22 protein-coding genes are annotated in these 25,378 nt (G+C 45.2%); 10 read left to right on the top strand and 12 right to left on the bottom strand.

Annotation, left to right across the window (positions count from 1 at the left end):
• The first annotated feature begins 88 nt into the window (after positions 1 to 88).
• Both dddY and ACHUFW_RS09440 read left to right on the top strand, forming a co-directional pair.
• Positions 89 to 1,333 (top strand): dimethylsulfoniopropionate lyase DddY, encoded by a 1,245-nt coding sequence (gene dddY / locus ACHUFW_RS09445; protein WP_394202503.1) that lies wholly within the window; start codon positions 89 to 91, stop codon positions 1,331 to 1,333.
• Positions 1,334 to 1,483: 150 nt separating this feature from the next.
• A complete protein-coding gene (locus tag ACHUFW_RS09440; RefSeq protein WP_394202501.1) occupies positions 1,484 to 2,593 on the top strand; it encodes a hypothetical protein in 1,110 nt (369 codons plus the stop codon).
• A gap of 66 nt (positions 2,594 to 2,659) precedes the next feature.
• Here ACHUFW_RS09440 and ACHUFW_RS09435 read toward each other — a convergent pair whose 3' ends face one another.
• Positions 2,660 to 3,535, bottom strand: a complete 876-nt coding sequence (locus tag ACHUFW_RS09435) for a LysR family transcriptional regulator (RefSeq protein WP_394202500.1) — start codon at positions 3,533 to 3,535, stop codon at positions 2,660 to 2,662.
• A 123-nt stretch (positions 3,536 to 3,658) separates the two neighbouring features.
• Between ACHUFW_RS09435 and ACHUFW_RS09430 the strand changes: the two genes are divergently transcribed.
• Entirely contained in the window at positions 3,659 to 4,303 is a 645-nt protein-coding gene (locus ACHUFW_RS09430; protein ID WP_394202498.1) for a TetR/AcrR family transcriptional regulator, read from the top strand.
• Between the two features lie 43 nt (positions 4,304 to 4,346).
• On the opposite strand, the gene ACHUFW_RS09425 is transcribed toward ACHUFW_RS09430, so the two are convergent.
• From ACHUFW_RS09425 to ACHUFW_RS09385, 9 genes are all read right to left on the bottom strand, one after another.
• On the bottom strand, positions 4,347 to 4,595 hold the full coding sequence (locus ACHUFW_RS09425; RefSeq protein WP_394202497.1) for a hypothetical protein: 249 nt from the start codon (positions 4,593 to 4,595) through the stop codon (positions 4,347 to 4,349).
• Positions 4,596 to 4,790: 195 nt separating this feature from the next.
• Positions 4,791 to 6,569, bottom strand: a complete 1,779-nt coding sequence (locus ACHUFW_RS09420; protein ID WP_394202495.1) for a methyl-accepting chemotaxis protein — start codon at positions 6,567 to 6,569, stop codon at positions 4,791 to 4,793.
• Between the two features lie 38 nt (positions 6,570 to 6,607).
• A complete protein-coding gene (locus ACHUFW_RS09415; protein ID WP_394202493.1) occupies positions 6,608 to 7,651 on the bottom strand; it encodes an inorganic phosphate transporter in 1,044 nt (347 codons plus the stop codon).
• Positions 7,652 to 7,663: 12 nt separating this feature from the next.
• Complete coding sequence (locus ACHUFW_RS09410; protein ID WP_394202491.1) at positions 7,664 to 8,332, bottom strand: DUF47 domain-containing protein; 669 nt, start codon at positions 8,330 to 8,332, stop codon at positions 7,664 to 7,666.
• A 96-nt stretch (positions 8,333 to 8,428) separates the two neighbouring features.
• Positions 8,429 to 9,253 (bottom strand): hypothetical protein, encoded by an 825-nt coding sequence (locus ACHUFW_RS09405; RefSeq protein WP_394202490.1) that lies wholly within the window; start codon positions 9,251 to 9,253, stop codon positions 8,429 to 8,431.
• A gap of 13 nt (positions 9,254 to 9,266) precedes the next feature.
• The gene (locus ACHUFW_RS09400) at positions 9,267 to 10,634 is read right to left on the bottom strand and encodes an OprO/OprP family phosphate-selective porin (RefSeq protein WP_394202488.1); all 1,368 of its coding nucleotides are present in this window, start codon (positions 10,632 to 10,634) and stop codon (positions 9,267 to 9,269) included.
• Between the two features lie 289 nt (positions 10,635 to 10,923).
• Complete coding sequence (locus ACHUFW_RS09395) at positions 10,924 to 12,264, bottom strand: hypothetical protein (RefSeq protein ID WP_394202486.1); 1,341 nt, start codon at positions 12,262 to 12,264, stop codon at positions 10,924 to 10,926.
• A 3-nt stretch (positions 12,265 to 12,267) separates the two neighbouring features.
• Positions 12,268 to 12,741 carry a CYTH domain-containing protein gene (locus tag ACHUFW_RS09390; RefSeq protein ID WP_394202484.1) on the bottom strand — a complete coding sequence of 158 codons (474 nt, stop codon included), beginning with the start codon at positions 12,739 to 12,741 and terminating at the stop codon, positions 12,268 to 12,270.
• 18 nt (positions 12,742 to 12,759) lie between these two features.
• Positions 12,760 to 13,395 (bottom strand): hypothetical protein, encoded by a 636-nt coding sequence (locus ACHUFW_RS09385; RefSeq protein ID WP_394202482.1) that lies wholly within the window; start codon positions 13,393 to 13,395, stop codon positions 12,760 to 12,762.
• Between the two features lie 320 nt (positions 13,396 to 13,715).
• On the opposite strand from ACHUFW_RS09385, the gene ACHUFW_RS09380 reads away from it, so the two are divergent.
• Together ACHUFW_RS09380 and ACHUFW_RS09375 are read left to right on the top strand one after the other, a co-directional pair.
• On the top strand, positions 13,716 to 15,317 hold the full coding sequence (locus ACHUFW_RS09380; protein ID WP_394202480.1) for an SLC13 family permease: 1,602 nt from the start codon (positions 13,716 to 13,718) through the stop codon (positions 15,315 to 15,317).
• Between the two features lie 44 nt (positions 15,318 to 15,361).
• A complete protein-coding gene (locus ACHUFW_RS09375; RefSeq protein WP_394202478.1) occupies positions 15,362 to 16,387 on the top strand; it encodes a helix-turn-helix domain-containing protein in 1,026 nt (341 codons plus the stop codon).
• 9 nt (positions 16,388 to 16,396) lie between these two features.
• On the opposite strand, the gene ACHUFW_RS09370 is transcribed toward ACHUFW_RS09375, so the two are convergent.
• Complete coding sequence (locus tag ACHUFW_RS09370; RefSeq protein WP_394202476.1) at positions 16,397 to 17,767, bottom strand: ATP-binding protein; 1,371 nt, start codon at positions 17,765 to 17,767, stop codon at positions 16,397 to 16,399.
• Between the two features lies 1 nt (position 17,768).
• Positions 17,769 to 18,452 (bottom strand): response regulator, encoded by a 684-nt coding sequence (locus ACHUFW_RS09365; RefSeq protein WP_394202474.1) that lies wholly within the window; start codon positions 18,450 to 18,452, stop codon positions 17,769 to 17,771.
• Between the two features lie 269 nt (positions 18,453 to 18,721).
• On the opposite strand from ACHUFW_RS09365, the gene ACHUFW_RS09360 reads away from it, so the two are divergent.
• The 5 genes from ACHUFW_RS09360 to ACHUFW_RS09340 all read left to right on the top strand — a co-directional run bounded on the left by ACHUFW_RS09360 (position 18,722) and on the right by ACHUFW_RS09340 (position 25,352).
• Entirely contained in the window at positions 18,722 to 19,198 is a 477-nt protein-coding gene (locus tag ACHUFW_RS09360) for a Spy/CpxP family protein refolding chaperone (RefSeq protein WP_394202472.1), read from the top strand.
• Positions 19,199 to 19,276: 78 nt separating this feature from the next.
• Positions 19,277 to 20,152 carry a cation efflux pump FieF gene (gene fieF, locus ACHUFW_RS09355; RefSeq protein ID WP_394202470.1) on the top strand — a complete coding sequence of 292 codons (876 nt, stop codon included), beginning with the start codon at positions 19,277 to 19,279 and terminating at the stop codon, positions 20,150 to 20,152.
• A 127-nt stretch (positions 20,153 to 20,279) separates the two neighbouring features.
• Positions 20,280 to 20,933 carry a TetR/AcrR family transcriptional regulator gene (locus tag ACHUFW_RS09350; protein WP_394202468.1) on the top strand — a complete coding sequence of 218 codons (654 nt, stop codon included), beginning with the start codon at positions 20,280 to 20,282 and terminating at the stop codon, positions 20,931 to 20,933.
• Complete coding sequence (locus ACHUFW_RS09345) at positions 20,926 to 22,245, top strand: efflux RND transporter periplasmic adaptor subunit (RefSeq protein WP_394202466.1); 1,320 nt, start codon at positions 20,926 to 20,928, stop codon at positions 22,243 to 22,245. Before ACHUFW_RS09350 ends, ACHUFW_RS09345 begins: the two co-directional genes overlap by 8 nt.
• Positions 22,242 to 25,352, top strand: coding sequence for an efflux RND transporter permease subunit (locus tag ACHUFW_RS09340; protein ID WP_394202464.1), 3,111 nt, complete (start codon positions 22,242 to 22,244; stop codon positions 25,350 to 25,352). The genes ACHUFW_RS09345 and ACHUFW_RS09340 overlap by 4 nt, the downstream gene beginning before the upstream one ends.
• Positions 25,353 to 25,378 lie beyond the last annotated feature (26 nt).

Here is a 25,378-nt window from a genome sequence, read left to right as displayed (position 1 = left end):
TATGTTGATTTGCGTTGTTTTTTGGAATTGGTTCCATGTTTATTATTCGCTCTGTCATTAGGGTTTTAATTAATTTAACGGGTGATGTATGAAACTGAAAATAATGTTGGGTTCTATTTTGTTATCGAGCAGTGCAATGGCTGCAGATATACCAGACTATCTTGATGTAAACGATATTAATAATGCTGAGTTTGTTTGTTTAGGAGAAACGCCTAGTTACAGTAAAAAAGATCAAAAGTATATCGATATTCTTTGGAAAGAAACCTTAAGTTATTTACAAGCCTACGCCACCGCATTAACGAATGATAGTGCTGGGGATTGCTTAAATTCAGATACCGCTTTATTTGATACCACTAATGGTGGTCAAAAAATGTGTGTGATGGATCGCCGCGACATGAAACTGATGGTGAAGAATATCCATCAAGTTTTGAATAATCCAGAGCAAGCAAAGCGTTGCTTCGGTGCCAGAGAGGATGTGGATTGGATTTATAATCCAGGTGGGGATCTAACCAAAAACTCACCCGTAGCGCAACACTTTAAGCGAATGACTTTTGAGGAGTTTTTTGACAAAAAAGTCACCAATAAAGAAGTGAAAGAGTTAGGCCAATCATTTAGTAAAAATTTCTACAAAATGGTGACCGGTGATGAAGTGAAAATGCCAGCAGTTTTCCCCTATGATATCAGTGCCAAATCTTTACCTAATTTGTGGGCAGCGGCAGGTTGGTTCCCTATGTATGCAGAAGAAAGTAAACGCAATGATAAAAACTTCAATAATATCCGTGGCGGTTACGCTTACGCAGAAATTTTTGGTCACTGGGGGTTATTGCGCATTGATACCATCAATGGCGAGAAAGTCGGTGCTGAAGTCGGCATGACAGTGCAGTCGGTCAACACGCTATATCCATTCCATAACCATGCTATTTCTGAGATGTATTACAACATGCGTGAGCCTGCTTGTGCTAATCAATTCCAGACTATGGCGATTCGTGAAGATTCCCCGCTTGTTAAAACAGTCAAAGAGACTGACACCATGCGCAGAGTACAGTTTGATGAAGGTCAGCATAACTCGCAAACCATGTGGTTATCGGGCAGTGCTGATCAAGATTCTTTATTGTACTTCCACCAAAATACAATCCATGGCTTTGAGATAGACGGTAGCTGCGAAGCTAAGCCCGAAGAGCGCGCCATCGTATCGGTTTGGGCGCGCAGTAATGCCCATGATACTCGCAATGACTACGGCACCACGCTGTTGTGCGAATCTGCGGCCAACCCTGGTACGCCAGCAAAACGTGGTGAAATGATCCAATGTGACCTCACCAAGTTGAAGTGGTAAATGCTCAACGGTTGTCAGGCCTCCCACTGACAACCAAGCCATGGATGGCGCTCAACTTATTAGATCAAAATTGATAGACAGAGACCGGATAAATAAGGGTTTTTGCGGCCCGCTATGGGCTGCATTTATATAAAAATAATTGAGGTTGTGATGAATAAATACAAATTGGCTATGTCAGCTATAGCCGTGACGCTCGGGTTAAACAGTGCGTTGGTTTATGCTGATGATACGGTGATTGGTGGCTCATTAAGAGCTAACTACAGTTATAAAGATTACTCAGAATCGTCAAAAGATAAAGGCGGTGACTTAGATTTTAATTTGTTGGCAATTAAAGTGAGTCATAGTTGGGATGACTTCGGCGTTGCTGCCGAATATCGATTCTATGATGGCTATGACCATTTAAAATATGGCTATGCGTTTTGGAATTATGACGATGAGTTAACCTTCAATATTGGTGCGATTAGTAAACCTTTTGGTAATAAGAATTATGCCTCTCACAACTGGTGGTATAGCTTAAATTACTATTTAGGGTTTGAGGATGATTATGGACTCGGTGTGGGGATGGCCTATGAAAAAGGCGCATCGACCACTGAGCTCGCTTTTATTAAAAATGCGGTATATGGCGGTAATGATCATCGAGATTTTGCCGGCACAGTAGCCAAAGGCACCGTAGGTGATACCACCTATAATAATGAGCAAACCAATATGCTTGCCGGTCGCCAGAGTTATACGTTAAGTAGCGGTGAGCTCACCACTATCGTTGGCGCCTCAGTTGAATATGGTCAACTCTACAATGACGAATTCGGTGAGAACGGTGATCTGCTCAATTATGCGGTGCATCTTGATATGAATTACGCCGGCTGGGGCTTGCAGGCTCAATATCTTGCCTATGATTTTGACCAGTATGAGGATGGTCAGATAGACCCTAATAAAATAGGTATGGGTATGTTGGGTGGCTTTTATGAAGTGGCGAGTAAGGGCAATATTTATACCGCCAACTTGTCTAAAACGATTGCTACCAGTTGGGGGAGTTATACCTTGTACAATGACTTTAGCATGGTCCAACCCGATGTTGATGAGTTTGATGATTCCGTGCTGAACACCACTGGTGTGTCGATAAGTTATGGCCAGTTCTTTGTTTATGTTGACCTGTATAGCGCTAAAAATGTGTTATGGCTAGGTGGCAATAATTTAGGGCTTACCCAAGCTAATGATGACTGGAACTATCGTTTCAACATTAATATGCAATATTACTTTTAAACACAGCCCGCTAAAAACAACAATGCCAACCGCTTTCGGTTGGCATTGTTTATTGTGTTCTGCAATCTACGCCGCTATTTCTGGTACTTCTGCTAATTCCAGCACGTTGGCTTTAATCAATGAGATTAGCTGCAAGGTCGCATCTGTTTGCGTATCGGGATTGAGGTACAGTGACTCATTAAATGTCGGCAGGATCGGCAGTCCATGCTCCATGGGATCGAGTATCTGCATCTGTTCAGTAATACGAAACTCAGCAATGGGCGCGACTACAAGGTCATTCTCTACTGCCATACACAGCGCTTGTGGCGAAGGTGTTGATAGCAGTACGTTAATTGGTCGCATCGAGATTTGATGGTTGGCAAAAACCTGAGCACGAATCGGACAGTTTTCTGGGTATAACGCCATAGGGATGACATCGCGCGTGTGCGCGGCACCATTTTTAGCTGAGACCCAATGGAATTTGCGCTCAAACAGCATTTCGCCGTGGGCAGGTGGCTGCCAATGGGTGGCGACAATGAGATCAAACTCCCCTTGTTGCAGACGTTTGTACAAATTGCCGCTCACGTCGGTATCTATCACTAATTCGATACAGGTGAATTCACGAATAAATTCGAGCAAGCAACTACTGAGATAGCGCTTAATGTAATCGGTCGGTACACCCAAGCGAATCACTTCACGATTTTGGCAATCTTTAATTTCATCAAGGGCTTGGGTACTCAACTGCATCATCTTATAGGCGTAGTTGAGCAAGGTGGTGCCCGAGTCTGTTAATGTTATGCCTTTGTTATCCCTAACCATCAGGGTTTGGCCAACAGATTCTTCTAATTTCTTGATCTGTAAACTCAACGCTGATTGGGTTCGACACACTTGTTCTGCAGCCTTAGATAAGTTGCCACACTCGGCTACAGCAATGAAACTTTCCAGCAGTTCGATCTTTAACATAGTGCTATTGAGTTTATTGATAGTGGTATCAGTATTACTCAATATGGGGTAGTTAAAAACCTTGCTATGCTAAGACTGTGAACTACATGTTTATAACATTTGGCAAAGTGTGACGGGGTCGATATGAGTAACTGGGAACAACGGGGTCAATATTTGGTTGAGGTCGCTCAGCGCTGCCTTGAAGGGCATAAGTCGTTTGACTTGTGTCGCTCACATTTAGTCAAAGCCAGTCAAATATCCAAAGGTACGATATACAATCATTTTCCCAGTGAGGCCGACTTGATCGTTGCCGTTGCTGTTGATGATTTAAAGTCTTGCCTTGCCCAAGCAAAGCTCGATCAACAGTTATATCCCGACCCATATCATCGTTTCTTATTTCATCACTGCTGGCGTCTATACGATGTATTGGCGAACAATAAATTTGTCATTGAGCGGGTAATGCCCAATGAGGATATTCTCAATGCCGCCGGCGAGTACTATCAAGATCAATTCAATAGTTATTATGCTGAGTACAAATTGTGGCTGACAGAGACCATTGCTGAAATTGGTTTAGTCGAAGGCTTTGACCGCCATGAACTGGTGTCTCACTATCTACGCGGCGCGATTATCAATTGTGATGATGACAACAAAGCGGCTGATGATCCGCAGCTGTATCATCAGTACTGCTACGCGATTACTCACTTGTTAGGTCACTCCGATAGACGTATACCGACCAAAGCCTATTTTAAGTTGTGGTTGCAGCAGTTAAGCGGCGATCAGGCAGCCTAAGTGACTGTAAATAACCTGCATTAACAGCGATAAGTTAACCGATTTATCGCGACCTCTTTTCTGTTGTAGATAACTCATCTTCTGCGAGGGTGAATTTATCACAATCGCGACTCAGCTCGTTGGTCAACTGACTCAGTGACTGCGCCCCCTGAGCAAGTTGCTGAGAAATCGCGACGACCTGATCGCTCACCTCTTCAATCTGCGCCAAATTGTGGGTCAGTTCATTGGTGGCCTGTGCTTGTTCATTACATCCAGATGCAATTGCCGCTAGGTGGTGAGTCGAGCTGTCCATTTGCGTCACTATGCCATCAAATGCGGCCTCTGTTTGGGTGGCAATTTGGTTATATCAATCGGCATAAGAAAGTGATCTACTCAGAGCTATTTTTGGCAAACTAGTTCGAGACGAATAACTTAAGTAATAGTGGTTCTATTGGGAAGTTATTCAACGAAGAAGTAGGCAGCCAAAAAAGCGCCCAAAGGGCGAGTTTTAGCACTTCTGATACTGTGTAAACGAACTTGAACGTAGAGTAACTATGTCCTTCATTCGTTGCCTTGTCTCAAAAGCGCTAAACTCTCGCTGAACGATCACATCTTTATGCCGATTGGTATTAGCTTGAGTCATTAGCTCAATGGAAGTGTTGACCAGCGCTGTGGTTTTTGATGCTGCGCTGGCGGTGCGGTTAGCCAGTTGCCTGACCTCATCGGCCACAACCGCAAAACCGCGACCATGCTCGCCCGCGCGCGCGGCTTCAATGGCGGCATTAAGGGCGATGAGATTGGTTTGATCGGCAATATTGGTTATTTCACCCATGATATGCGCAATTTCGCTGCCCGAAGTTTGTATCTGTACTAATGCTTGGGCGAGTTGTTGCATCTGCTGATGGCTTTCAGTTGCTTGATTTAAGGTTGTTTGGCCTTGATTACTGATGTCGCTTGCTGAGCTAGCGGTGATTTGAGTCTGGCTGTCGATTTCATGTAATGCTGAGCTCATGGTGGTGACAAAACTCAACTGTTCATTAGCGCCAGCGGCAAGATGAACACTGCCTTGATTAAGCTCTTCGCTGTTGGCAGAAATGGCTTGAGTACAATGCTTCACTGAGCGGACTAAATGGGCCAAGTTATTCAGCATTTTTTGCAGGGCTAAGCCTAAAGCATCACGCTGCCCAGCAAGGTGCACCTGGCAGGATAGATCGCCATGGGCAATCTTTTCTGCGGTGGCAATTTGCTGTTGTTGCACAGTGACAAGGTGGGCGACAGCATGGGCAATATGCCCCAATTCATCTTGTCGTTGTTGCTGCTGTTGCCAAGCCTGTTGATTGACTTGGCTTAAGTGGATATCGCCTTCAGCTAAGTGCGCAACTGCACTTGCTACGGTACTTAAACCGCGGGTGATGATATTCACCAGTTTGATGATAAGTAGCGCAACGACCACAATAGCGGCAAGGGCGACCAATGAGCTCACCATAATCAGCTTACGTTCATTTTCAGCCAATACTTGGGTATCAACACCGGTGACAATTGACCAGCCACTGAGCGCATCTTTAACCTGCCAACCTTGGTAATCAGCGCCAGCTTGCTGGAAATGTACAGGCTGATTTTGCTGATGACAAAGCGAGCTGAGGGCTAAGGTTTTGCTTGCCGTGCTTGGCTGTTTATGGGCCAACAGTTGACAGTTAGCTGAGATAACAAAGGCGCTACTGTGGGGCTGCACTTGAGTGATATCAACATAATCCTGGTAAAAATTATCCAGCGGCAGACTCATGAACAACACATTGTTGTTGGTCACCTGCTGGGCAAACGTCACTAACAACTTACCGTCGACACGGCTATGTACAGGCTCGGATATAATCAGTTTATTACTCTCTTTTGCCGCGATGACATAGGGCATTTGTTGATAGTTTTTACCGATCCTATTTGGGTTACTGGCTGCAATGGCGATTTGCTGCTGATTGAGTAATGCGATGTTTCTGGCACCAACTTGTGTTGCGATAGCTTGCAAGTGTTCTGATAGTGTCGGCTGCCACTGCGGATTGTCGATGGCTAAACGGGTGAGGGGGCTCGCGGTTAATGCCGTTAAAGTGTGTTGATGGTTACTGACCCATTGACCAATATTATTGCGCACTAAATTTGCGGTTGTTTGCATGGCAATGGTGCTGGAACGCTGCATCATATTCAGACTGAGGTGGATGCACACATAAGCGATACAAACCAGCGCTAACGTGACTAATGGAATCAACAGTGCATTAAATCGATAACGTAATTTCATTGTCCACCTCTCATCTTGAGTCGAGCAGAAGTTAGCAGTTAAATCACCACTTGTTTAAACAGGTTCTGAATAATGAAAAGGCCAATAAAACAGGCAATAGCTGACATGATTGGGGTAATGACCCAGCCAATTAAAATACGTCCTAGCACTCGCCATTGCACCGGCAGCTTTTTCAACAGAGCAATGCCCACCACCGCACCAATCACAGCTTGAGAGCTGGAGACTGGCACTAAAGGAATAGCCGGTAATCCAATGCTGACAAATGCATTGGATAATGATTGTGATGAGAAGATAAACAACACAATGGAGTGAGCCATGACCACTACCCACGCGGTAACCGGGGTCATGGCAATGAGATTGTCACCAACGGTCATCATCACTTTTTTAGAGTAAGTGAATACCCCAATACTGATCGCCACCGCGCCGATGAAAAATAGCTGCATGGCGGGAGTCAGGGTTAAGCCAAATAGATCCATGGGATCAATGGGAGTTGATAAGACAAATACTCCCATGACGTTGGCGATATTGTTGGCACCTAGGCTGTATGATCCAAAAGCACCCGCAATAATTAGTCCGATACGTGTCCATTTATCCAGTTGGAATAGGCCTGGCCTTAAGCGGGCGATGGTGGCGCTGACGAGTTTGAAAAGCAGTACCGCTGTTATCGCTGCCAGTATTGGACACAGTACCCAAGTGCTGAGGATTTTGGTGAGAACTTCTGAATCTGTTGGCATGCCGCTAAACAGATTCCAGCCGATGATCGCCCCGACAATGGCTTGCCCTGTTGACACCGGCAGCCCAGATTTAGTCATGAAATATACGGTGGTAGCAGCTGATAGTGCGACAGTAAAAGCACCACCGATGGCAGAAACTTTGCCCAGTGCCCCTAAGGTGTGAGATGCGCCTGCACCACTAATGACCGCGCCAAGAATCACCATCACCGAACAGATAAGGGCGGCGGTGGAGAACTTGACCATTTTCGATCCCACTGCGGTACCAAAGACATTCGCCGCATCATTGGCGCCCAGCGACCAGCCTAGAAATAAGCCACTTGAGAGAAAGATCCAGATAGCAATATCCATATTACCGCCCTCTTATTGCACGCGTTTGAGGGTAAAGATGGCGATGCGGTCGCTGATATCTTCGGCAAGGTTGGCGACCTGATCTATGCGGTCGCAGAAATAGCGTAGCTGAATTTTATTGACTAAGGGGATATCGGTATCAAACAGCATCACTTTGGTGCGAGTGCATTGCTTATCTGCTTGGCTCTCAAAGGCGATGACTTTAGTGTGGTATTCCTGTACCCGCTGTAGATCGGTAAAAAAGCTCTTAGCGCATAGCAGGGTATGATCTATGGTTTCACCAACGGTATTGAGTAGGATTAACAGCTCTTCGCCGACGGACTTTGGGATGGCTGGTTGCTCAATTTTAAGGTGCAGGCCAATGGTTTCTTGACGATTAATCAACCTGTCAGTGAGATCGATCAGTGAAGCTACATCCGAGCGTAAATCAGGAATAAGGGTTTTACGATACAGGGTTTGTTCGATTTCACGTTTTAAAAGATCAGCCTGATGCTCGATATCTTGTAACTCGGTTAGTGCAGTGATAAATGCTTCGCTTTGCGGCCCATAATTTAGGTAGCTTTGCCACATTTCAACGGACTTATGGTGCGCTAAGGTGACTTGATCGAAAAACAGGTAAACCTTGGTTTCCGTTGATTGAGACTGAGAAAGAAGCGTAGTGAGCCGAGAAAAGCCAAACATTGGCATCTCCTTGTGGTGATGTTGAGAGGGAGGTGTGCTGGTGGCAGGCTCGCTATCGGGAGCAGGGAATAGCGAGCCTGCGATGGTCGCGCAGTACTACTTAAATGCGTTACTCATTTCAAAGGTCGCATTGGTTTTTGAACCTTGGTGGCCCTGTCCCAAATTGACGGCATTCACTTGTTCGAATAGGTATTCATAGGCTTGCTCGAGTCGTTCCTGACTGCCAGCGCTGCCTTTGAAAGAAAATTCGGTGAATGTGATACGCGGTTGACGGTAGTATGGCGTCCAAAGTTGAAAATCAACTTCGATATCATCATAGCGGCGGTCATTCATGCTGCCTTCCCAGCCATGGGTTCGCATCACGATGGTTTGCGCTAAATCGTTTTTGTTGGCTTCATAAGTGTCACCAATAATCGACCAAATCGCCTTGTTCTTTTTCAAGATTTTAAATACTTGTTCATAGTCGACATCTTTGACATTGATGTCGGCAGGAGAGTAAGGCACATCATAGCTGACACTGTAGGCTGCTTTACCATTGGTGTAGTCGATCTCGGCTTTACGATAGCGGCTGATATCACCAAAGCCTTCAGGGTGATCAGCACGTAGTTTGATGGTGATTTTACTTTTACGGGGTTTGGTCACATGTTCACGAACACGGATATTAATATCTTTGGCTTTAAAAGCACGGTTCGGCGTATCAATATAGGTGACCAATTTGATGGAGATATCATCATCAAATTTAATAAAATCAAATGCCTCTTTAAAGTCTGGAGTCAGCTTGTTTGCCCCATAGGGCAAGGTTTTACCCACCCCCGTATTGACATGATACTCCAAAGAGGTGAACTGTTCTGGCGACAGGGCATAAGCATTAGCGCCTAAGCATAGGTTAACCAGTCCAATTAAAAGTAGGTTGTTTCTCATCTGCGTGGCTCCTTTAGAATGCGTACTGTAAGCGGGCTTGGAAGATATTACCGTCTTGTTCATACAGGATCAGGTCAGGATTACTGTGGTGTTCAAACCCTTGTTCGTAATCAGCTTGAGTGTGTACATAGTTAAACTGGGCTTTTAAGTTGTTTTCGATATACCAATTGACACCGACTACGTAATCAGTCTTCTTGCCGCCATAGATATTGGCGTCGGTATCGTTAAAGTCAGCGTAGTCGACACGTGCCGCGATCTCCCAAGCACCCCAGCCACCTTTAGACAGTGCATTCTCGGGCTTAACGGTTTTGAAGGTGCCTTTTTTACTGCCATAGCGCCAGCTTTCGCCGGTTAAGGTATAAACTGCTTGCGCATAACCACTGTTGATTGTGGCACTGCCCATGTTGTCGCCTTTGATGTATAAATCATCGGTTTTAGCTAGCATGTATTCGGCTTGAATTAACAAGTTGCGATGCTGATAAGCGGCTTCAAGTCCATAATGTTGGGTGGATTTAGTATTGAATTTACCAGTATCAATGATGCGGCCTGTAGCCTTTGTGTTTGGTCGAGCACGATAACGGGTTTCTTCCATGTTGCTGTTGTTTTTGGTGTAAAGCGCGCTGGCACCTAAATGCAGTAAGTGGTCGCTATTATTGATAGGCGCCATGGTAAAGCGGGCATTAAACACATCTTGTTTTTCATTGAGATCGTCATCATTGACCAGAGCGGTAACACCATAGCCAGCGCTAAAATTATATCCGTCACCGTAATATAACCAGGACGCCCCTACAGCGCGGTCAGGCGAGAAAGTATCGGTGCTGGCTCGCTCTAAGAAAGCCAAATGAGCAGAACTGCCCGTCGCTTCAAGACCGAAACCGAATTTTTGGAAACCTACTTTGATTTCACTATTATCAAAGCCACGGTAATTGACGTTGGCATCTTTAACTTCAACTTCTGAAACGCCGTCAAAATCAAATTCTAGTGAGTATTTCCAGACATTGGAGAAGTAGCCTTCTACACCAAAGCGAACGCGACGAAAACTCACTTCGTTAATGCCGTCTTGGTACTCAAGTTTGCTGCCTGTATAGAAAGGGTCGGCATTGACATAATCGAGTTGAAAACGACCAGTGAACTGCATAGTTGATTGGCCATCTTTAGACATTAGTTCAGGAGAGGGATCCCCTGATTCAAACTTGACTCGGTCATTGGCGTTGGCAGCATCCTTAGCTTCAATAAGCTCAATTTCCAAAGCGTTTAGACGCTCTTCAAGTTCAGTAATTTTATCTGCATCACCTGCCATGGCCGCAGATGAAAAACACAGTAGAGATGTTGAAATTGCTACTGCAATGCGAGACCGAGAAAAACCATTTTTGTTCACCATAATGTCTATCCTTAATATCTTATTTTAGATGTTAACGCGGTGTAAGAAATCTGCTGTTTCCTGATGAGCTAATAGTAAGCAGATCGCCGCATTAAAAACTTGATCCATGTCTATTAATTTCAACTTAATCGTACAATTTATTTTGTTTTTGGAAATGTTCTAAATGCTTAAGTTTTACCGAATGTATGATGGCAGATAGGCATCTTATCAATCATTGGGCAGCAAAGTGCCCCACTGAAAAAAATCTTCTTTTTATCAGTGTTTATTGGGTTGAGTTATAAAAGCGGACTTATTCTATGTTATTGATTTTTACACTGTAAACTCCGTGTATGCCTTTTCTGCTAGCCACTACACGATAGTGGCTGTAGCGCGGGCCGCTGCCGGTATCTAGGCTGACTAGCAGGTAAATTGTATGGGTTTTGTGGACGGTGGTAAGCCGAATATGTTGTGCGTTTTGAAAGTAATGATTACTGAGGATTTTGGGCAGAGAACGCAAAGTTTTACTTAAGTTAACTGTCAGTTCATCTATAAACTTTTCATTGGTTCTTTGCTGCTTTTCTGTTGTGAAACTGTAACGTCTTAGGTAGACCCAGTGACTCGAGTTACTGTTTGAATCTTGACCAGGTCTGCGCCTGAGTAGCGCTTGAATTTGTTTTGGAAGCCGCTGCTGTTGTTGACTGAAAAAGCTTTCTGTCGCGGCGGCCACTTCCCGTTGTCGGTTGCCCTGGTAATATCGCGATTGATGTTGAAAGTAGCGCGACGAGAATACCTGCATTAGGTACTGGCGCCCCAGCTCTTTAATACGATCTTTGAGGATGTAGGAGAGCACCAGTGAGAAAAAGAACGGTGTCGAGAAATTGCCAAACGCTTGCTGGGTAGCAAATGCCACAGCGGTGGCGAACGCCATTGCTAATGCCGCTGCAAAACCAAAAATTATTTGCTGGGCATATTGACCATTTTTCAACTTTTTACGTTTGACTTTATAAGGTGTGTTGATGACCTTTCGGGCGATATGTAATTTGTTGAGTAGCCGCTCTTGGCCTTCTTCACTGTCATCATGCAGTTTGAGTTGATGTTGCTCAGCGACGGCTAGGGTGCGTTGTAGCAAAGGCTCGAGCACGCATTGGGTCGTTGGTTGTGATTGACGTAACTGTGCCAGCAGTGCTTGATAGGCGTCGTAAACTAGTTGATGACGAGCTAGTTTATATAAGCGTAATTGGGTTATGTGGCTATCGTTATTATGAATATTCCAACACTGCTCGATAGCGTCGTGGAGTATCAGCAGTTGCTCCGTATCGGCAAGGCTTAATAACTGACGCATATCACTGACAAAATGAGATAGTGCTAATCGGTAGCGACGCTGATTTCGCGCAGCTTGAGCATGGGCTGTATGCCTGAGTGTGAACAACGCGTGTTTGACGGAATCAATGCTTGGCGGCGTTGCGCGACAGATCAACTGTCTTTGCGCTAAGTTTTGGTAGAAATGGGTCGGATTGATGATGTCGCTATTTTCGGCCAAGTGGGCGGGAAGAATAAAATGGACCTTTAGCTGAGCCCGTTTAACGTGGGCAGCGAACTCGCTGCGCACGCTAAGGTGGTATTGGTCAGCTTTAAATAGCGACACGGCCATGTTCTATTTCCAAGTGGTGAACGGTTGCTTCATCAACATTGAGTTGTAGTATTTAGCATCACCGGTCACCTCTTCGGCCAACCATGAAGGCTTATTGACGACTTGGTCTTCGCTATTGAGTTCAACTTCCGCTACAACTAACCCTTGATTGCTTTGATAAAACTCATCAACCTCGAAGATATGATTGAGGTGTTCCACCAAGTAACGGGTTTTATCAATGACGCCAGGTTCACAAATCTTCAGCAGCGCTTGTGCTTCTTCTACTGCAATTTCTTGCTCCCATTCATAACGAGAAGCACCTGATTCATTACCGATACCTTTGATCGTTAAGAAACCTTTTTCGCCTTTGATACGCACTCGCACTGTACGCTCAGGCACACTGCTGAGGTAGCCTTGAACAATGCGCACAGCTCTTGCTGCTTGATGCTTAAAGTCGTCATTCTTTACTAAATACTTGCGTTCTATTTCTTGTGCCATGAATGTGGCTCCTTGTTATTAGTTAGCCAGTGGCAAGTTTTTCATGCCGATCACACGCTTAATTGCCTGCAGGTAATTGATATTCTCAACACCTTCTAATTTCACGTCTTTGATGGTCTTTTGGATGTCTTCGAGTTCAGTTGATTCGCTGTTAATGCTGACAATTTTGGCGCCATTGACGAGTACGTTGGCGACTTCGCAAATCGTGTCATTAACCATGTAACCAAAGCGCTCTTTGTGAATGTTCACTGCCTGTAAGTCGGCGTGGGCATCAATCAGTGCAATGAACTCGTCAAAGCTATATTCCGTTTGTGTCAGCTCCGGTAATTCAACCATGAAGGCTGGAAAGATCTCTTCGGTGAGTTGTGCGCGGCTTATGGGAAATTCTGCTTTTAGTTTGGGATCCCATTGCTCTAAACCGTCAACGGTTTGCACATAAGCTTTGACATCCATTTTGCCGTCACGAATTTTTGTATTGTTGAGGTCATTAGTGCGCGACATGATGTAGATTTCATCGCTTTCACGGTGCCAAACTTTCTCGGGAACTGGGTTGGATAAGCGCGCCATGCGCTCTGCTGATTCACTGAAGTCTTGTCCAAAAGTGCGGAATTCAAATCGAGGTTTGGATATTTCGCCAATTTTTAATGCTGACATTGAGGTTTCCTTACAAATCATAGTGTGGATTTAGATTGCCCATTTACAGTACTGATAAATGACGCAATAAAAACCGATCCGGATCAAGTTTTTGTAAAATTAGTTTGGACCTAATCGTACATTAAATTTGCCATCTCTGTTTTTGTGTGTATAAATTTCAAATAAAAACAATTACTTATTTATTCTATCTTTGTTTTGTTGTGTTTTTAAATATTTTTTATTTAAAACTTATGGTGATTTTTATTGATCTTGATCGCCTTTTTTTGAGGCGGATATGGGTACAGTGAAACTACAGTTAATTCGCTCAGGGAATAAGAATAATGTCTAAGACTGATGTGCCCCAAACCGACCCGCTTGATATGAGTCAATATCGGATGGAGTCCTTACCTGTTAGAAGCAAAAGTCGATTTGAACAATGGCTTGCTCAAGCGGGTATTTGGATAGCGCTGGCGGTGTTTGTGGGTATTTTGTTGTCTGAGCCAGCCAGCTTTTTGGTGAATTTTGATCCGCAGACATTAAGTAAAACTGCATTGGAGCGCTTTGAGCAAGATGGTCTTGCCATCTTTAGTGCCAGAGGTACCGCAATGTTGGCCATATTCTGCGCCGCGGTCATCTTATGGATCACTGAGCCTATCCCGAACTATTTGACCTCACTGATGGTGATCATTGCCATGGTTTTAACCGGGGTCTTACCTGAAAAAGTGGCTTATGCGCAGTTAGGTCATCCGATTATGTGGCTCAATATTCTGTCGTTTATTTTGGCATCAATGTTGGTTACATCCGGAGCGGCCAAGCGATTTGCGCTGTGGTTTATTTGCCGCTTTGGTACCAGTGCCACGCCCATTTTCTATAGCTTCATGGTTATCAACTTAGTCTTGTCGGCGTTTATTTCTGCTACCACCGCTAAAGCGGCGATTTTAATGCCGATATTTATGGTTATTGCGGCTGTTTATGGCGCACGTGGTGGCGATAACAAGAATAATTTTGGCCGTAATTTAGTGCTGCAAAACTTGCTGCAAATTAACCTGTGTGCCGGGGCATTTGTTACAGGCTCAGGGGCTAACTTGCTTGCAGCCAGCTTAATTGCTGGGGCAATTGGCGGTAGTTTCTTTTTTGCCGACTGGATGATAGTCGCGTTGCCGATTGTGCTATGCATGATAGTGATTGGCTGGCTCATTGCCACCAAGATCTTTTTCCCTCTGGCACCAGAAGAGCGCTTGCCGCAAATTGAAGGCGGCATGGAACGCCTGCAATCAGAGTTAGATAAAATGGGCAAAGTGTCTTGGCGTGAAATTAAGTCGCTGGTCATTTTTGTCACCATTTTATTTTTCTGGGCGACGGATAAATATCATGGTGTTAGTGCCACAGCGATTGCCTTTATTGGTGCGATTGTCGCGTTATGTCCTCGTATCGGGGTCGTGAATTGGAACGAAGTGGATGTGCCTTGGCATCTGTTGTTGTTCTCAGCCGGCGCATACACGTTAGGTGCTGGATTTAAACAGACTGATTTGCCCAATTTAGCTGTGAACTTTAGTTTGGAGTATTTTGGCTTAGATGAAAGTACACCATTTAGCGTGTTCTATATCGGTTTGACTGGGGCGATGCTGTTGAGCTCATTAGTTTTCCAGTCAAAAACCATGCGTACTATGCTGTTTGTTCCCATTGCTATTGGTATTGCACAACGTTTTGATTTTCCCATTATGAGTTTGGCATTACCTGTCGCCTTACTCATTGAACATGTTTACGTTTTACCGTTTAATAGTAAGCCAGCGCTATTACTTTACTCCACAGACCATTACAGTTTGAGTGATACCTTCAAATTTGGATTCACAATGTTGATGATTGGATGGGCAAGCAGTATTTTAATGGGAGAGACTTGGTTTAAGTGGTTGGGCTATGCCCCTAATGGAGTTTTTTGGTAACCCATGAACAAGCCTTTATTGAATAATGTTGGGCGAGATAACCTATGAGCGCTAAAAGTAATGAGATCCGCAGTAAACTAGCCTTATTACAACTTGCTGAAGAGCTTGGCAGTATTAGCAAAGCTTGCGAAATCATGGGTTATAGCCGTGACAGTTATTATCGCTTCAAAAAGCAATACGCGACTGCGGGTGAACGCGGTTTAAAGAATTTATCTCGTAAAAAGCCGGCATTAAAAAATCGTGTGTCTGCGGAAGTGGAAGAGCAAGTGATCGAGATTGCTCTTGATTACCCCAACTATGGTCAAGCTAAAGTCGCAGAGTTGTTAACTGCTAGAGGCTGCAATGTGTCGGCATCTGGGGTGCGAACTATCTGGGTGCGACACAATTTAGAAACCCGCAAGAATCGTTTGTTAGCATTGAACGCTAAGCTTAAACATGAGCAATCTTGGTCACCGTTAGAGCAACAGCATTTAGAGCAGTTACATAAACTGACGCCCGATGATCCTGTATTTGAGTGTTTATTTCCGGGCGATATCTGTGTGCAAGATACCTTTGACTTAGGGGAAATTTCCCCTTTAGGCCAGCTATATCAACACACTTTTGTTGATGGCTATAGCCAATACGCTATAGCGGTGGTGATGGATGACAATAGCTCGGCATCTGCGGCGCAATTTCTGACTAACGTTGTCGAGCCTTGGTATCAGTCGCAGCAATTACCTATTAACAGTATTTTGACCGATAGGGGTACTGAGTTTTCTGGTAAGAAGGGCGCCGCTTTTAATGCGGCGCTGGCAGAGCGTAATATCAAGCATATTCAGATGCGTGCTTATAACGGCCCAGTGGTGAATGGTTTGGCTGCTCGTTTCCAGACTTTTGCCCATAACGCGTTTTTTGAACCTTTTTTAAAGGTTAATAAAATCAAGTCTTTGCGAGAGCTAAACCTTCACTTTGCCAACTGGCAGCACCAATACAATACTGAACAAGCTTTAGCGGGACGTTACACCTTAGGTAAAACAGCCGTTGAGGTGTTAGCGAGTAGTCGTCATTTAATCAACATCGCCAGCGAATAACCAGCCCTATTAGTGGGCTGGTAGCGTGATTGTCACTTTTAAACCGTTGGGCTGGGCATTAGTGGCATAGATACTGCCTTGGTGCGCATCTATCGCCGCTTTGGTGATCGCCAGTCCTAATCCCCAACCACCAGATTCTCTTTCTCGGGCAGATTGCGGTCGATAAAATGGTTCAAATATCGCCTGTAAATCTTGCGGGTTTTCAATACCTGGACCGTCGTCAAGGATCACTAGCTCAACCTGTTCGTCCAGATATTTTGCTTCAATCGTGATGCGCTTGTCGGCATAACGAATGGCATTACGCAGTAAGTTTTCTACCGCGCGTGCCAATGGTCTTGGGTAGGTGGGTAGGCGGATTTCATCATCAATGTTAATCACTAATTGTTTTTGCTGCTGCTCGGCTTCAAAATCTGCATCATCAAGCACTTGGGTCAAGGTTTCGTTAAGTGCTAATGGGTGTTTAACGTCATTGAAGTTGAGTTTTACTCGAGATAATTCCAGCAGTTCACCAATCATTTGGTCCAGCTGCTCAGCTTCGTAACCGATGCGTTCAATTTCTGTGGATCCTTGATCTTTTTTGCGGGCTAGTGCCAGCGCCAATTGCAGGCGAGTTAGTGGTGTACGTAGCTCGTGGGAGATATCACTAATCAGTCGTTGTTGACTGTTGACCATGTTTTCAACAGCATCGGCCATGGCATTAAAGGCTTGCGCCAATTGGCCAAATTCGTCGCTGCGCTTGCTGGTGCTAGGGTCAACACGGTGCTGTAAGTCTCCCTTAGCTAATGTTTCGGCGCTTTGTTTTAGTGAGCGTAGCGGCTTACCTAAGTGCCAAGCGAGCAATCCACACAGCAAGCCTGAAAGAAGAATGGCTAAGCTCAGGGTCAGTAGCTTGTTTTCAGAGAAGAAAAAGAACCAAGGCCTTGGGTGATGATCATCAATGCGGCCATACAAACTGTACTGCTCGTCATGGACTTGAAACTCATAGGGGCCAAAAATGAGCTCATTTTTAAATTGATGGCTAATGGGGTGATTAGCTTCTTCTGCCATCAGCATAAAGCGGCGCATTCCCCGTGACATACGATCTCGGTTAACCACTTGGCCTTGCTCATTGACGAGGTAAATACGCAGCGGTTTTCCGCGAAAGTTTTTGATGTTGCGAAAGTGCTTAAAGTGCGGGCGCTCAAGCAGCTCAGGCTGTTCGATAATCCGGTTGGCAATGCGTGATAACAGGGTTTCTAAATGTGGTGGCAGCGGCGCTTGATCATGATTTTGCTGTAATAAAGGCAACAAGCCAACGGCGGCAATAATTACGCTACTGCAGATCCAAAAACCGAGCAGTAGCTTGATAAAAATCCGATTGGGGGACGGGCTGATGATCATCTTAGGTTAACCAAATATAGCCTTTACCACGAATGGTTTTAACTCTTGGACGACCGTCGCTGCGTTCGGGCAGCTTTTTTCGTAAGTTAGAGAGGTGCATATCTAGGCTGCGGTCAAATGGCATTAACTTCTTACCTAAGACTTTTTCACTCAATAGGTCTTTGCTGATTAACTCTCCGGCGTGTTGCACCATTTCCAGCAATAATCCAAATTCGGTACCCGTTAATATCAGCGATTGCTCTTGGCAGTAGACCTCTTGGCGGCTGGCATCCAGTTTTATATCGCCAAATTCAATCACCGATGTTGCACTTTCTTCTTGGGTATTGTGGGTGCGTCGAATGATGGCCTTCATTCTGGCGATTAATTCACGGTCATTAAAAGGTTTAGGTAAGTAGTCATCGGCGCCAATTTCCAAGCCGACAACCCGATCGATCTCATCACCACGAGCAGTGAGCATCAATACCGGCGTTTGTTTTTGCGCCCGTAATGCCTTGAGGACTTCAAAGCCGTTCATTTGCGGTAACATGACATCGAGTAAGATCAGATCGAATGACTGACTTAGCGCGAGCTCTAAACCGCGCTGACCATCATGGGCTAAAGTGAGTTCAAATCCTTCTAACTCCAAAAGCTGAGCTAATAGCTCTGCTAAACCAAGATCATCATCAATCAATAATATGTGGCTCATGCCATACCTCTAACAAATTAACTATCACGATTAGTATACCGAGTTGGACGTCAATTGCAGTCTAGCTTTGTAAGTCTGTGTAAAGCCGTTATCTAGCGTTAATTAACATGTTATCGGTATAAAGGCGTTAACATCTTAAGAAATAAGCGTAAGTTTCGCTACTGACATAGATGTTTGCAACATATTTACAGTCATTTACCAAAGCTAAACCCACAATTACATTGCGCGGGCTAAACTGGTAGCAACTTCATCGACAAGAGAGAGACATTATGAATACTCGTCAACTTAAAGCAGGTGTAATCGCCTTATTAGCCAGTTCCGCCGTGATGATGGCGCCAGCAACATACGCCAATGATGGTGGTTACCATAAAGGTGGTTATCATCAAATGGAGCGCGGTGGTCATCACGCTGGTCTGAAAAAGATGTTCAGAGGTTTAGATTTGACTGATGAGCAGCGCGAACAGGTAAAAACCATTGTTAAGCAAACTCGCGAAGAGATGAAAGCCCTTGGTGCAAGTAAAGAAGAGCGTCAAACCCATAAAGATGAGATGCTAGCGTTAATTACCGCTGATGGATTTGACGAAAGCCAAGCGGCTAACTTAATCGCGACTAAGCAAGCTAAGCGTCAACAAGCTGGTGTGATTATGCTTAAAGCGCAAAATCAGGTTTACCAACTATTGACCCCAGAGCAGCAAGAAAAGTTTAAAGAAAACTTTGATAAAAAAGGTAAGCGCAAGCATAGGTAAAGTCAGCCCTATGTCATGATTTTGATGTAAACTAACGTGATATGCTTCCCCTCTGCTTCTATGTAGTGATATGACGTTATGACTCAAGCTTCCCAATATGATAAATGGGTGAAACTCGCCAGTCGCGCTGCGGTTGCGACGGCTTTCACCCTTATCTTTATTAAACTTGCTGCCTGGATGTATTCCGGTTCAGCCAGTATGTTGGCGTCCTTAACCGATTCTTTTGCTGATGCGCTGGCATCCATTGTTAATTTCATTGCTATCCGATATGCCATTGTCCCTGCTGATAAAGATCATCGTTATGGTCACGGTAAAGCCGAACCATTAGCCGCGTTAGCGCAATCAGCGTTCATTTTGGGGACCGCGTTCCTATTGTTGTTTCACGGTGGTGATCGCCTCATTAATCCGACCCCGGTTAACAGTCCAATGTTGGGGGTGGTGGTGTCAATTGTGGCTATTATGCTGACATTGGCGTTGGTGATGTTACAAAAGAAAGCCGTTGCAGCTACTTCCAGTACCGTTATTGAAGCCGATGCATTGCATTACAAATCAGATTTACTGCTCAATGCGGCGGTATTGTTGGCGTTAGTGCTTGCCTACTATGGTTGGTGGTGGGCCGATGGTTTGTTTGCGGTACTGATTGCGCTATTTATTGGTCAGCAAGCAATCGATTTAGGTTATCGCTCTATTCAAAGCTTGTTAGATCGTGAACTCGATAGTGAAGTTCGTCAGCAAATTGCTGAATTAATTAAGCAAGATCCACAAATTCATGGCTTTCATGATCTGCGAACTCGGGAGTCGGGCAAAACGACTTTTGTGCAGTTTCATTTAGAGTTAGATGGTCGTTTGAGTTTGCATCAAGCCCACGCCATTGCAGAGGCAGCGGAGCAGCGAGTTGCCAGTTTATTTGATGATGCAGAAGTCATCGTGCATCAAGACCCAATTATCGAGTGAGTAAACTGGCACATTACTGTTAAATTCTACATAGCTGGCAAATTCGAGGAATTATTTTCCTGCCAATTTGTATCAAGTTCTCCTAAAATTTATTCTTCAAGTGGGGAATTTATTGTTGGGTGGCATAGTGACAACGAATAAAGCCAAAGTGGGACGGCCACGGGGCGACAATCACGTACGTGATAAGTTGATTAATGCCGCCCGTAATTTGTTTATCGAACGTGATTACGCCCAAGTGACGGTGCGCGATGTGGCTAAGCTCGCCAATACCGATCCGGGTATGATTCGCTACTATTTCGGTAACAAAGAGCAACTGTTTTCTGCCATGCTGCAAGAAACAGCCACGCCTGTGATTGAACAATTACACCAGTCGCAACAAGCGATGCAGCCCGATAGCCCAGCACAACTTTTACAAACCTATTATGGGGTGATGGAAAACCACCCTCACTTTCCACGATTAATGTTTCGTTTAGCTGGGTTAGATCAAAACAATCCAGAAAACCAAGCTGTGCTCGGTGCGTTCAATCGTATTGTGCAGCTCGGTAACATGATGATGTTTGAACAATTACAGCGCCAAGGTGTCCTACGTGAAGATGTGGATGCCCAGTGCGCTCAATTGAGCTTTTTTGCCATGATGGTATTTCCATTTTTGATTCCCGATAACATTCTCAATAGTTTTGGGATCGAGCTAACGCCGGCATTTTTACGTAAGCTCGCACAGCAAAATACCAACTTAATACACCGAGGCTTGATGCCGATTAAGGAAGAGTCGAATGAATGACAAGAAGCGTATGTTGATCCCCGGTATTGCAGCCGGTGTATTCATACTGATACTGGCTAATCTGTTAAAGCCTTCGCCGTCGTTAGTGCAAGGTTATGACAAGGCTAGGTTAGTGGAGGTCAGTCCCTTGACTCAAAAGCAAGTTGCGCCAATTATTCAAGGTTTTGGTCGAGTGGAGCCGAAACATATATGGCAGGCGGTGGCTGAAGTAACTGGTAAAGTCATCTATCGCCACCCGCAATTAGAAACCGGGCGAATGTTACCTGCAGACACGCTAGTGTTAGAGATCGACCCACTTGAATATCAGCTTAAATTAGCCCAAGCCGAGGCCAATCTTAATGCCACTCAAGCGAAACTCACCCAGCTAGATCAGCAACAAAAGAATCTTGAAACTAGCTTAGAGATTGAGCAGAAGAAAACACTGTTAGTTGAACAAGAGTATCAACGTAAGCAAGCGTTGAAAAAACAAAACCTGATATCTAGCTCTGAACTTGAGAGCCAAAAGCAGAGCTTACTTGCGCAAACAAAATTGGTTGAAGATCTGCAAAGCTCATTGAAATTACTGCCGGACGACAGGAAAGTCACTCAAGCTCAAGCCAGCGTGGATGAAGCGGCATTACAAGATGCACAGCGTCGTTTGGCGCAAACTAAAATCAGTTTACCGTTTGATGCTCGCGTATCAGATATCAATATTGAACAAGATCAAGTGGTGGCCAATGGTGCGGTCATGATAGTGGCACACCAGTTGGGGACGGCTGAAGTGAAAGCCGAGTTGTCATTGAGCGATATGCGCACTTTGGTCAGCAGTATTTTACCCGCCTCATCAACGCAAAATATGCCTTCTATTGAGCGATTTAATTTACAAGCCCAAGTGCAATTCGGCGCAGGCGAACATGAGTTTATCTGGCCTGCCAAAGTGACCCGAGTGGCTGAAACAGTGAATCCCACCCAAGGCACCATTGGGGTGTATCTGGAAGTGGCGCAAGATTTTCATCAGCTGGACCTGTTATCTAAACCGCCATTAACTAAGGGGATGTTTGTTTCTGCCAAAATCTATGGCGGTGCCAAACAACATTATGTGGTGCCGGAAAAAGCGCTGCATGGCAACAGTATTTACGTGATGGATAGCCAAGATCAACTACAGATAATTCCAGTTGAGGTGTTGTTTCGCCATGAAGATCAGGTGGCCATTGATGGCGATATCGCTGCTGGTCAACGCTTGGTGCTAAATGATTTAATCCCGGCTATTGCTGGCATGGGTCTTAAGGTTGCTGATGCAGCATCAATAGAGACTAAGGAGGCGGGTCAGTGATTGCCTATGTCACTCGCCATCCCACCTTAGCTAATTTGTTGATGTTAGCTTTGCTACTGCTGGGACTATTAAATGTGGGTTCGATAAAACGGGAAACATTTCCTGAGTTTGCGCCACTTTATGTGGTGGCATCGGTGGTGTATCCCGGCGCTTCGCCTGTTGAGGTAGAAGAGAGTATCTGTTTGCGAATGGAAGATGCCGTTGACGGTCTTGCCAATATCGAAGAGGTCAACTGTGATGCGCAAGAGGGCATCGCTTCGATGCGAATTAAACTCGACACTGGCGCCGATATGGGGCGCATGCTGGTGGATGTGCAAACCCAGATCAACGCCATTAAGAATTTCCCGACCCAAATTGAGCCGCCCATTGTTAAAGAGCTTGATTGGGCTGAGCCTGTGGTGGATGTGGCTATTGTGGCCGATACCAGTTGGCCGCATCTAAAAGCCTATGCTGAAGATGTGAAACGTCGTTTGAATATTGATGCAGGTGTGAGCTTAGTGTCGATTGCAGGCTTTTCTGATCATCAGCTGCGCATTGAGCTTAACGAAGTTGATATGCGCCGTTTAGGGCTAAGCGTTGCTGACGTTGCCGATAAAGTTGGCCGGCAGAACGTCAAGATGCCAGCGGGTAATATTGAGCTTGCTGATAAAAACATTTTACTGCGCTTTGATGAACGTAAAGTCACGCCTGATGCGTTAGCGCAAATCATCGTATCTTCAGCCAATGATGGCAGCGTTGTGCGCTTGGGCGATATTGCCACCATTACTGACCGCTTTGAGCTGGATGAAGAGCATATCCAGTTCAATGGTAAGAATGCGGCGATGATCAAGATCCAGAAAAACAAAGCCGACGATGCACTCAGGATTAAGCAGAAAGTTACTGAGTTTATTGAACAAGAACGCCTGCATGCACCTGAAGGTGTTAGCTTGACCATGACCAATGATCTGTCTTCGGTGTTGCAAGACCGCCTCGATATGATGCTAACCAATGGGTGGCAAGGGATTATTTTGGTGTTCTTTAGCATGTGGCTGTTTTTCTCATTGCGTTACTCTTTCTGGGTCTCTGCGGGGTTACCGGTCGCCTTCTTAGGCGGACTCTATCTAATGAGCTTGTTTGGGGTATCGATAAACCTGATGAGCTTAGTCGGTTTGCTGATGGCCATCGGTATTATGATGGATGATGCGATTGTGATTGCAGAGTCTATCGCTGCGCATATTGATAGAGGTTTCGAGCCCCATGACGCCGTGGTGAAAGGGGTCAGTAAAGTTGCACCTGGGGTGGTGTCATCGTTTTTAACCACGGTATTAATTTTCAGCGCCCTGTTGGGGTTAGATGGCCAGATGGGAGCGGTATTATCAGCGATTCCAATCGTACTGATTATGGTATTAACCATCAGTTTGATAGAAGCATTTTTGATTCTTCCGAACCATTTAAATCACTCCCTTAGTCATGGCAATGATAAGCCGCCACGCTTTAAACCATTGAAATTCAAACAGCAGTTTTTGACTAAGTTTGAGCAGTTCCGTAACGGCAAACTTGTTGAGATGGTTGAGTTTGTGGTGCGCTGGCGTTATGTCAGTGTGGGGGCGACATTGGGCTTTTTACTGGTGTCTATCTCGCTAGTTGCTGGTGGTGCGGTGAAGTTTGTGCCGTTCCCAGAGCTGGATGGTGATATCGCTGAAGCACGGATTATTTTGCCGCCGGGCACCTCGCTGGGACGCACCGAAGCCGTGGTTGAACATATTATTGCTAGTGCGGAAAAGGTTGGCGAGTATTACAGCCACAATGTTGAAGACGATGAGGTGTTAATTCAAGACATTACAGCTCAATATAACTTCAATGCTGATGCGGGTGAGCAAGGCCCCCATGTCGCCACTGTGCGCTTAGATATGCTGTCAGCTGAAACACGTAATACCTTGATTGAGGAGTTTATTGAATCTTGGCGCCAAGAGGTGGGCGAACAAGCATTACCGCTGTCGATGGTATTTAAGCAGCCGAGTATGGGGCCGGCAGGGCGAGATATTGAAGTGCGACTTCAAGGGGATGATCTAGACCATCTTAAGCATGTGTCGGTGTCGCTGCAGTCGTATTTGGCTCAGTTTGATGGCGTCAACGGCATCCTCGATGATATGCGTCCGGGGAAAGAGGAGATTAAAGTTAGCCTCAGACCGGGAGCAGAATCCTATGGGGTTGATGGGCAATTGATTGCTAACCAACTTCGTAGTGCTTTTTTCGGTCAAATAGCTGATGAAATCCAAGTGGGGCCGGAGAATATTGAAATTGAAGTGCGACTAAACAAGCTGCAAGCTGGTGATCTACAAGCGCTGGCTAATTTCCCCATTATGCTGGCTGATGGCAACCAGTTACCTCTGTCTTCTATTGCCCTGCTGGAGAATCAACGCTCTTATGTGCGCATTCAACGTATTGATGGCTTGCGAACCGTCACCGTGATGGCTGATGTGAATAATCGCAAGGCCAACAGTGCTGAGACATTAGCCAAAGTGCGCAATGAATGGCTAGTACAAATTCAGCAGCAATATCCCGATGTGCGGGTCGATTTTGAAGGCTCGGCGAAAGAAACCGCGAAAACCGGTAGCTCCATGGCTAAGGGTTTTATGATTGGTTTATTTGGCCTGTTCGCGATTTTGAGTTTCCAATTCCGCAGCTACTTAGAACCTACCGTGGTGATGCTGGCCATTCCGTTAGCTTTAATTGGCGTATTGTGGGGTCACTTCCTGCTCGGACATAATTTATCTATGCCATCGATTATGGGCTTTATCTCATTAGCGGGGATTGTGGTGAATGATTCAATCTTGCTGGTGCAGTATATTCGCCATCATATCGACCAAGGAGACAGTGTTCATCAGGCTGTGGTCAGTGCCAGTCGTGAAAGGTTTAGAGCGGTATTTCTAACCTCGCTAACGACCGCTGCAGGTTTGTTACCTTTGTTGATGGAGACTAGCCTGCAAGCACAGGTGGTCCAGCCTCTGGTCGTATCTATTGTGTTCGGTATCTTTGCTTCAACATTACTGGTGTTGTTCATTATTCCTTGTGCTTACGCCATTTTGGGCGATTTTGGTAAGGTCAAACAACACCATGCAATATAAACAAGTTGCCATTGATGCTAACGGCT

The sequence above is a fragment of the Shewanella waksmanii genome (assembly GCF_043643685.1).
Lineage (GTDB): Bacteria > Pseudomonadota > Gammaproteobacteria > Enterobacterales > Shewanellaceae > Shewanella > Shewanella waksmanii_A.
The sequence above is the reverse complement of the archived record's forward strand: the minus strand, read 5'-3'. Positions and strand labels throughout refer to the sequence as shown.

Coding starts and splice junctions, on each gene's coding strand:
- dddY (WP_394202503.1), top strand. CDS start 89: ATGAAACTGAAAATAATGTTGGGTTCTATTTTGTTATCGAGCAGTGCA.
- ACHUFW_RS09440 (WP_394202501.1), top strand. CDS start 1,484: ATGAATAAATACAAATTGGCTATGTCAGCTATAGCCGTGACGCTCGGG.
- ACHUFW_RS09435 (WP_394202500.1), bottom strand. CDS start 3,535: ATGTTAAAGATCGAACTGCTGGAAAGTTTCATTGCTGTAGCCGAGTGT.
- ACHUFW_RS09430 (WP_394202498.1), top strand. CDS start 3,659: ATGAGTAACTGGGAACAACGGGGTCAATATTTGGTTGAGGTCGCTCAG.
- ACHUFW_RS09425 (WP_394202497.1), bottom strand. CDS start 4,595: ATGGACAGCTCGACTCACCACCTAGCGGCAATTGCATCTGGATGTAAT.
- ACHUFW_RS09420 (WP_394202495.1), bottom strand. CDS start 6,569: ATGAAATTACGTTATCGATTTAATGCACTGTTGATTCCATTAGTCACG.
- ACHUFW_RS09415 (WP_394202493.1), bottom strand. CDS start 7,651: ATGGATATTGCTATCTGGATCTTTCTCTCAAGTGGCTTATTTCTAGGC.
- ACHUFW_RS09410 (WP_394202491.1), bottom strand. CDS start 8,332: ATGTTTGGCTTTTCTCGGCTCACTACGCTTCTTTCTCAGTCTCAATCA.
- ACHUFW_RS09405 (WP_394202490.1), bottom strand. CDS start 9,253: ATGAGAAACAACCTACTTTTAATTGGACTGGTTAACCTATGCTTAGGC.
- ACHUFW_RS09400 (WP_394202488.1), bottom strand. CDS start 10,634: ATGGTGAACAAAAATGGTTTTTCTCGGTCTCGCATTGCAGTAGCAATT.
- ACHUFW_RS09395 (WP_394202486.1), bottom strand. CDS start 12,264: ATGGCCGTGTCGCTATTTAAAGCTGACCAATACCACCTTAGCGTGCGC.
- ACHUFW_RS09390 (WP_394202484.1), bottom strand. CDS start 12,741: ATGGCACAAGAAATAGAACGCAAGTATTTAGTAAAGAATGACGACTTT.
- ACHUFW_RS09385 (WP_394202482.1), bottom strand. CDS start 13,395: ATGTCAGCATTAAAAATTGGCGAAATATCCAAACCTCGATTTGAATTC.
- ACHUFW_RS09380 (WP_394202480.1), top strand. CDS start 13,716: ATGTCTAAGACTGATGTGCCCCAAACCGACCCGCTTGATATGAGTCAA.
- ACHUFW_RS09375 (WP_394202478.1), top strand. CDS start 15,362: ATGAGCGCTAAAAGTAATGAGATCCGCAGTAAACTAGCCTTATTACAA.
- ACHUFW_RS09370 (WP_394202476.1), bottom strand. CDS start 17,767: ATGATCATCAGCCCGTCCCCCAATCGGATTTTTATCAAGCTACTGCTC.
- ACHUFW_RS09365 (WP_394202474.1), bottom strand. CDS start 18,452: ATGAGCCACATATTATTGATTGATGATGATCTTGGTTTAGCAGAGCTA.
- ACHUFW_RS09360 (WP_394202472.1), top strand. CDS start 18,722: ATGAATACTCGTCAACTTAAAGCAGGTGTAATCGCCTTATTAGCCAGT.
- fieF (WP_394202470.1), top strand. CDS start 19,277: ATGACTCAAGCTTCCCAATATGATAAATGGGTGAAACTCGCCAGTCGC.
- ACHUFW_RS09345 (WP_394202466.1), top strand. CDS start 20,926: ATGAATGACAAGAAGCGTATGTTGATCCCCGGTATTGCAGCCGGTGTA.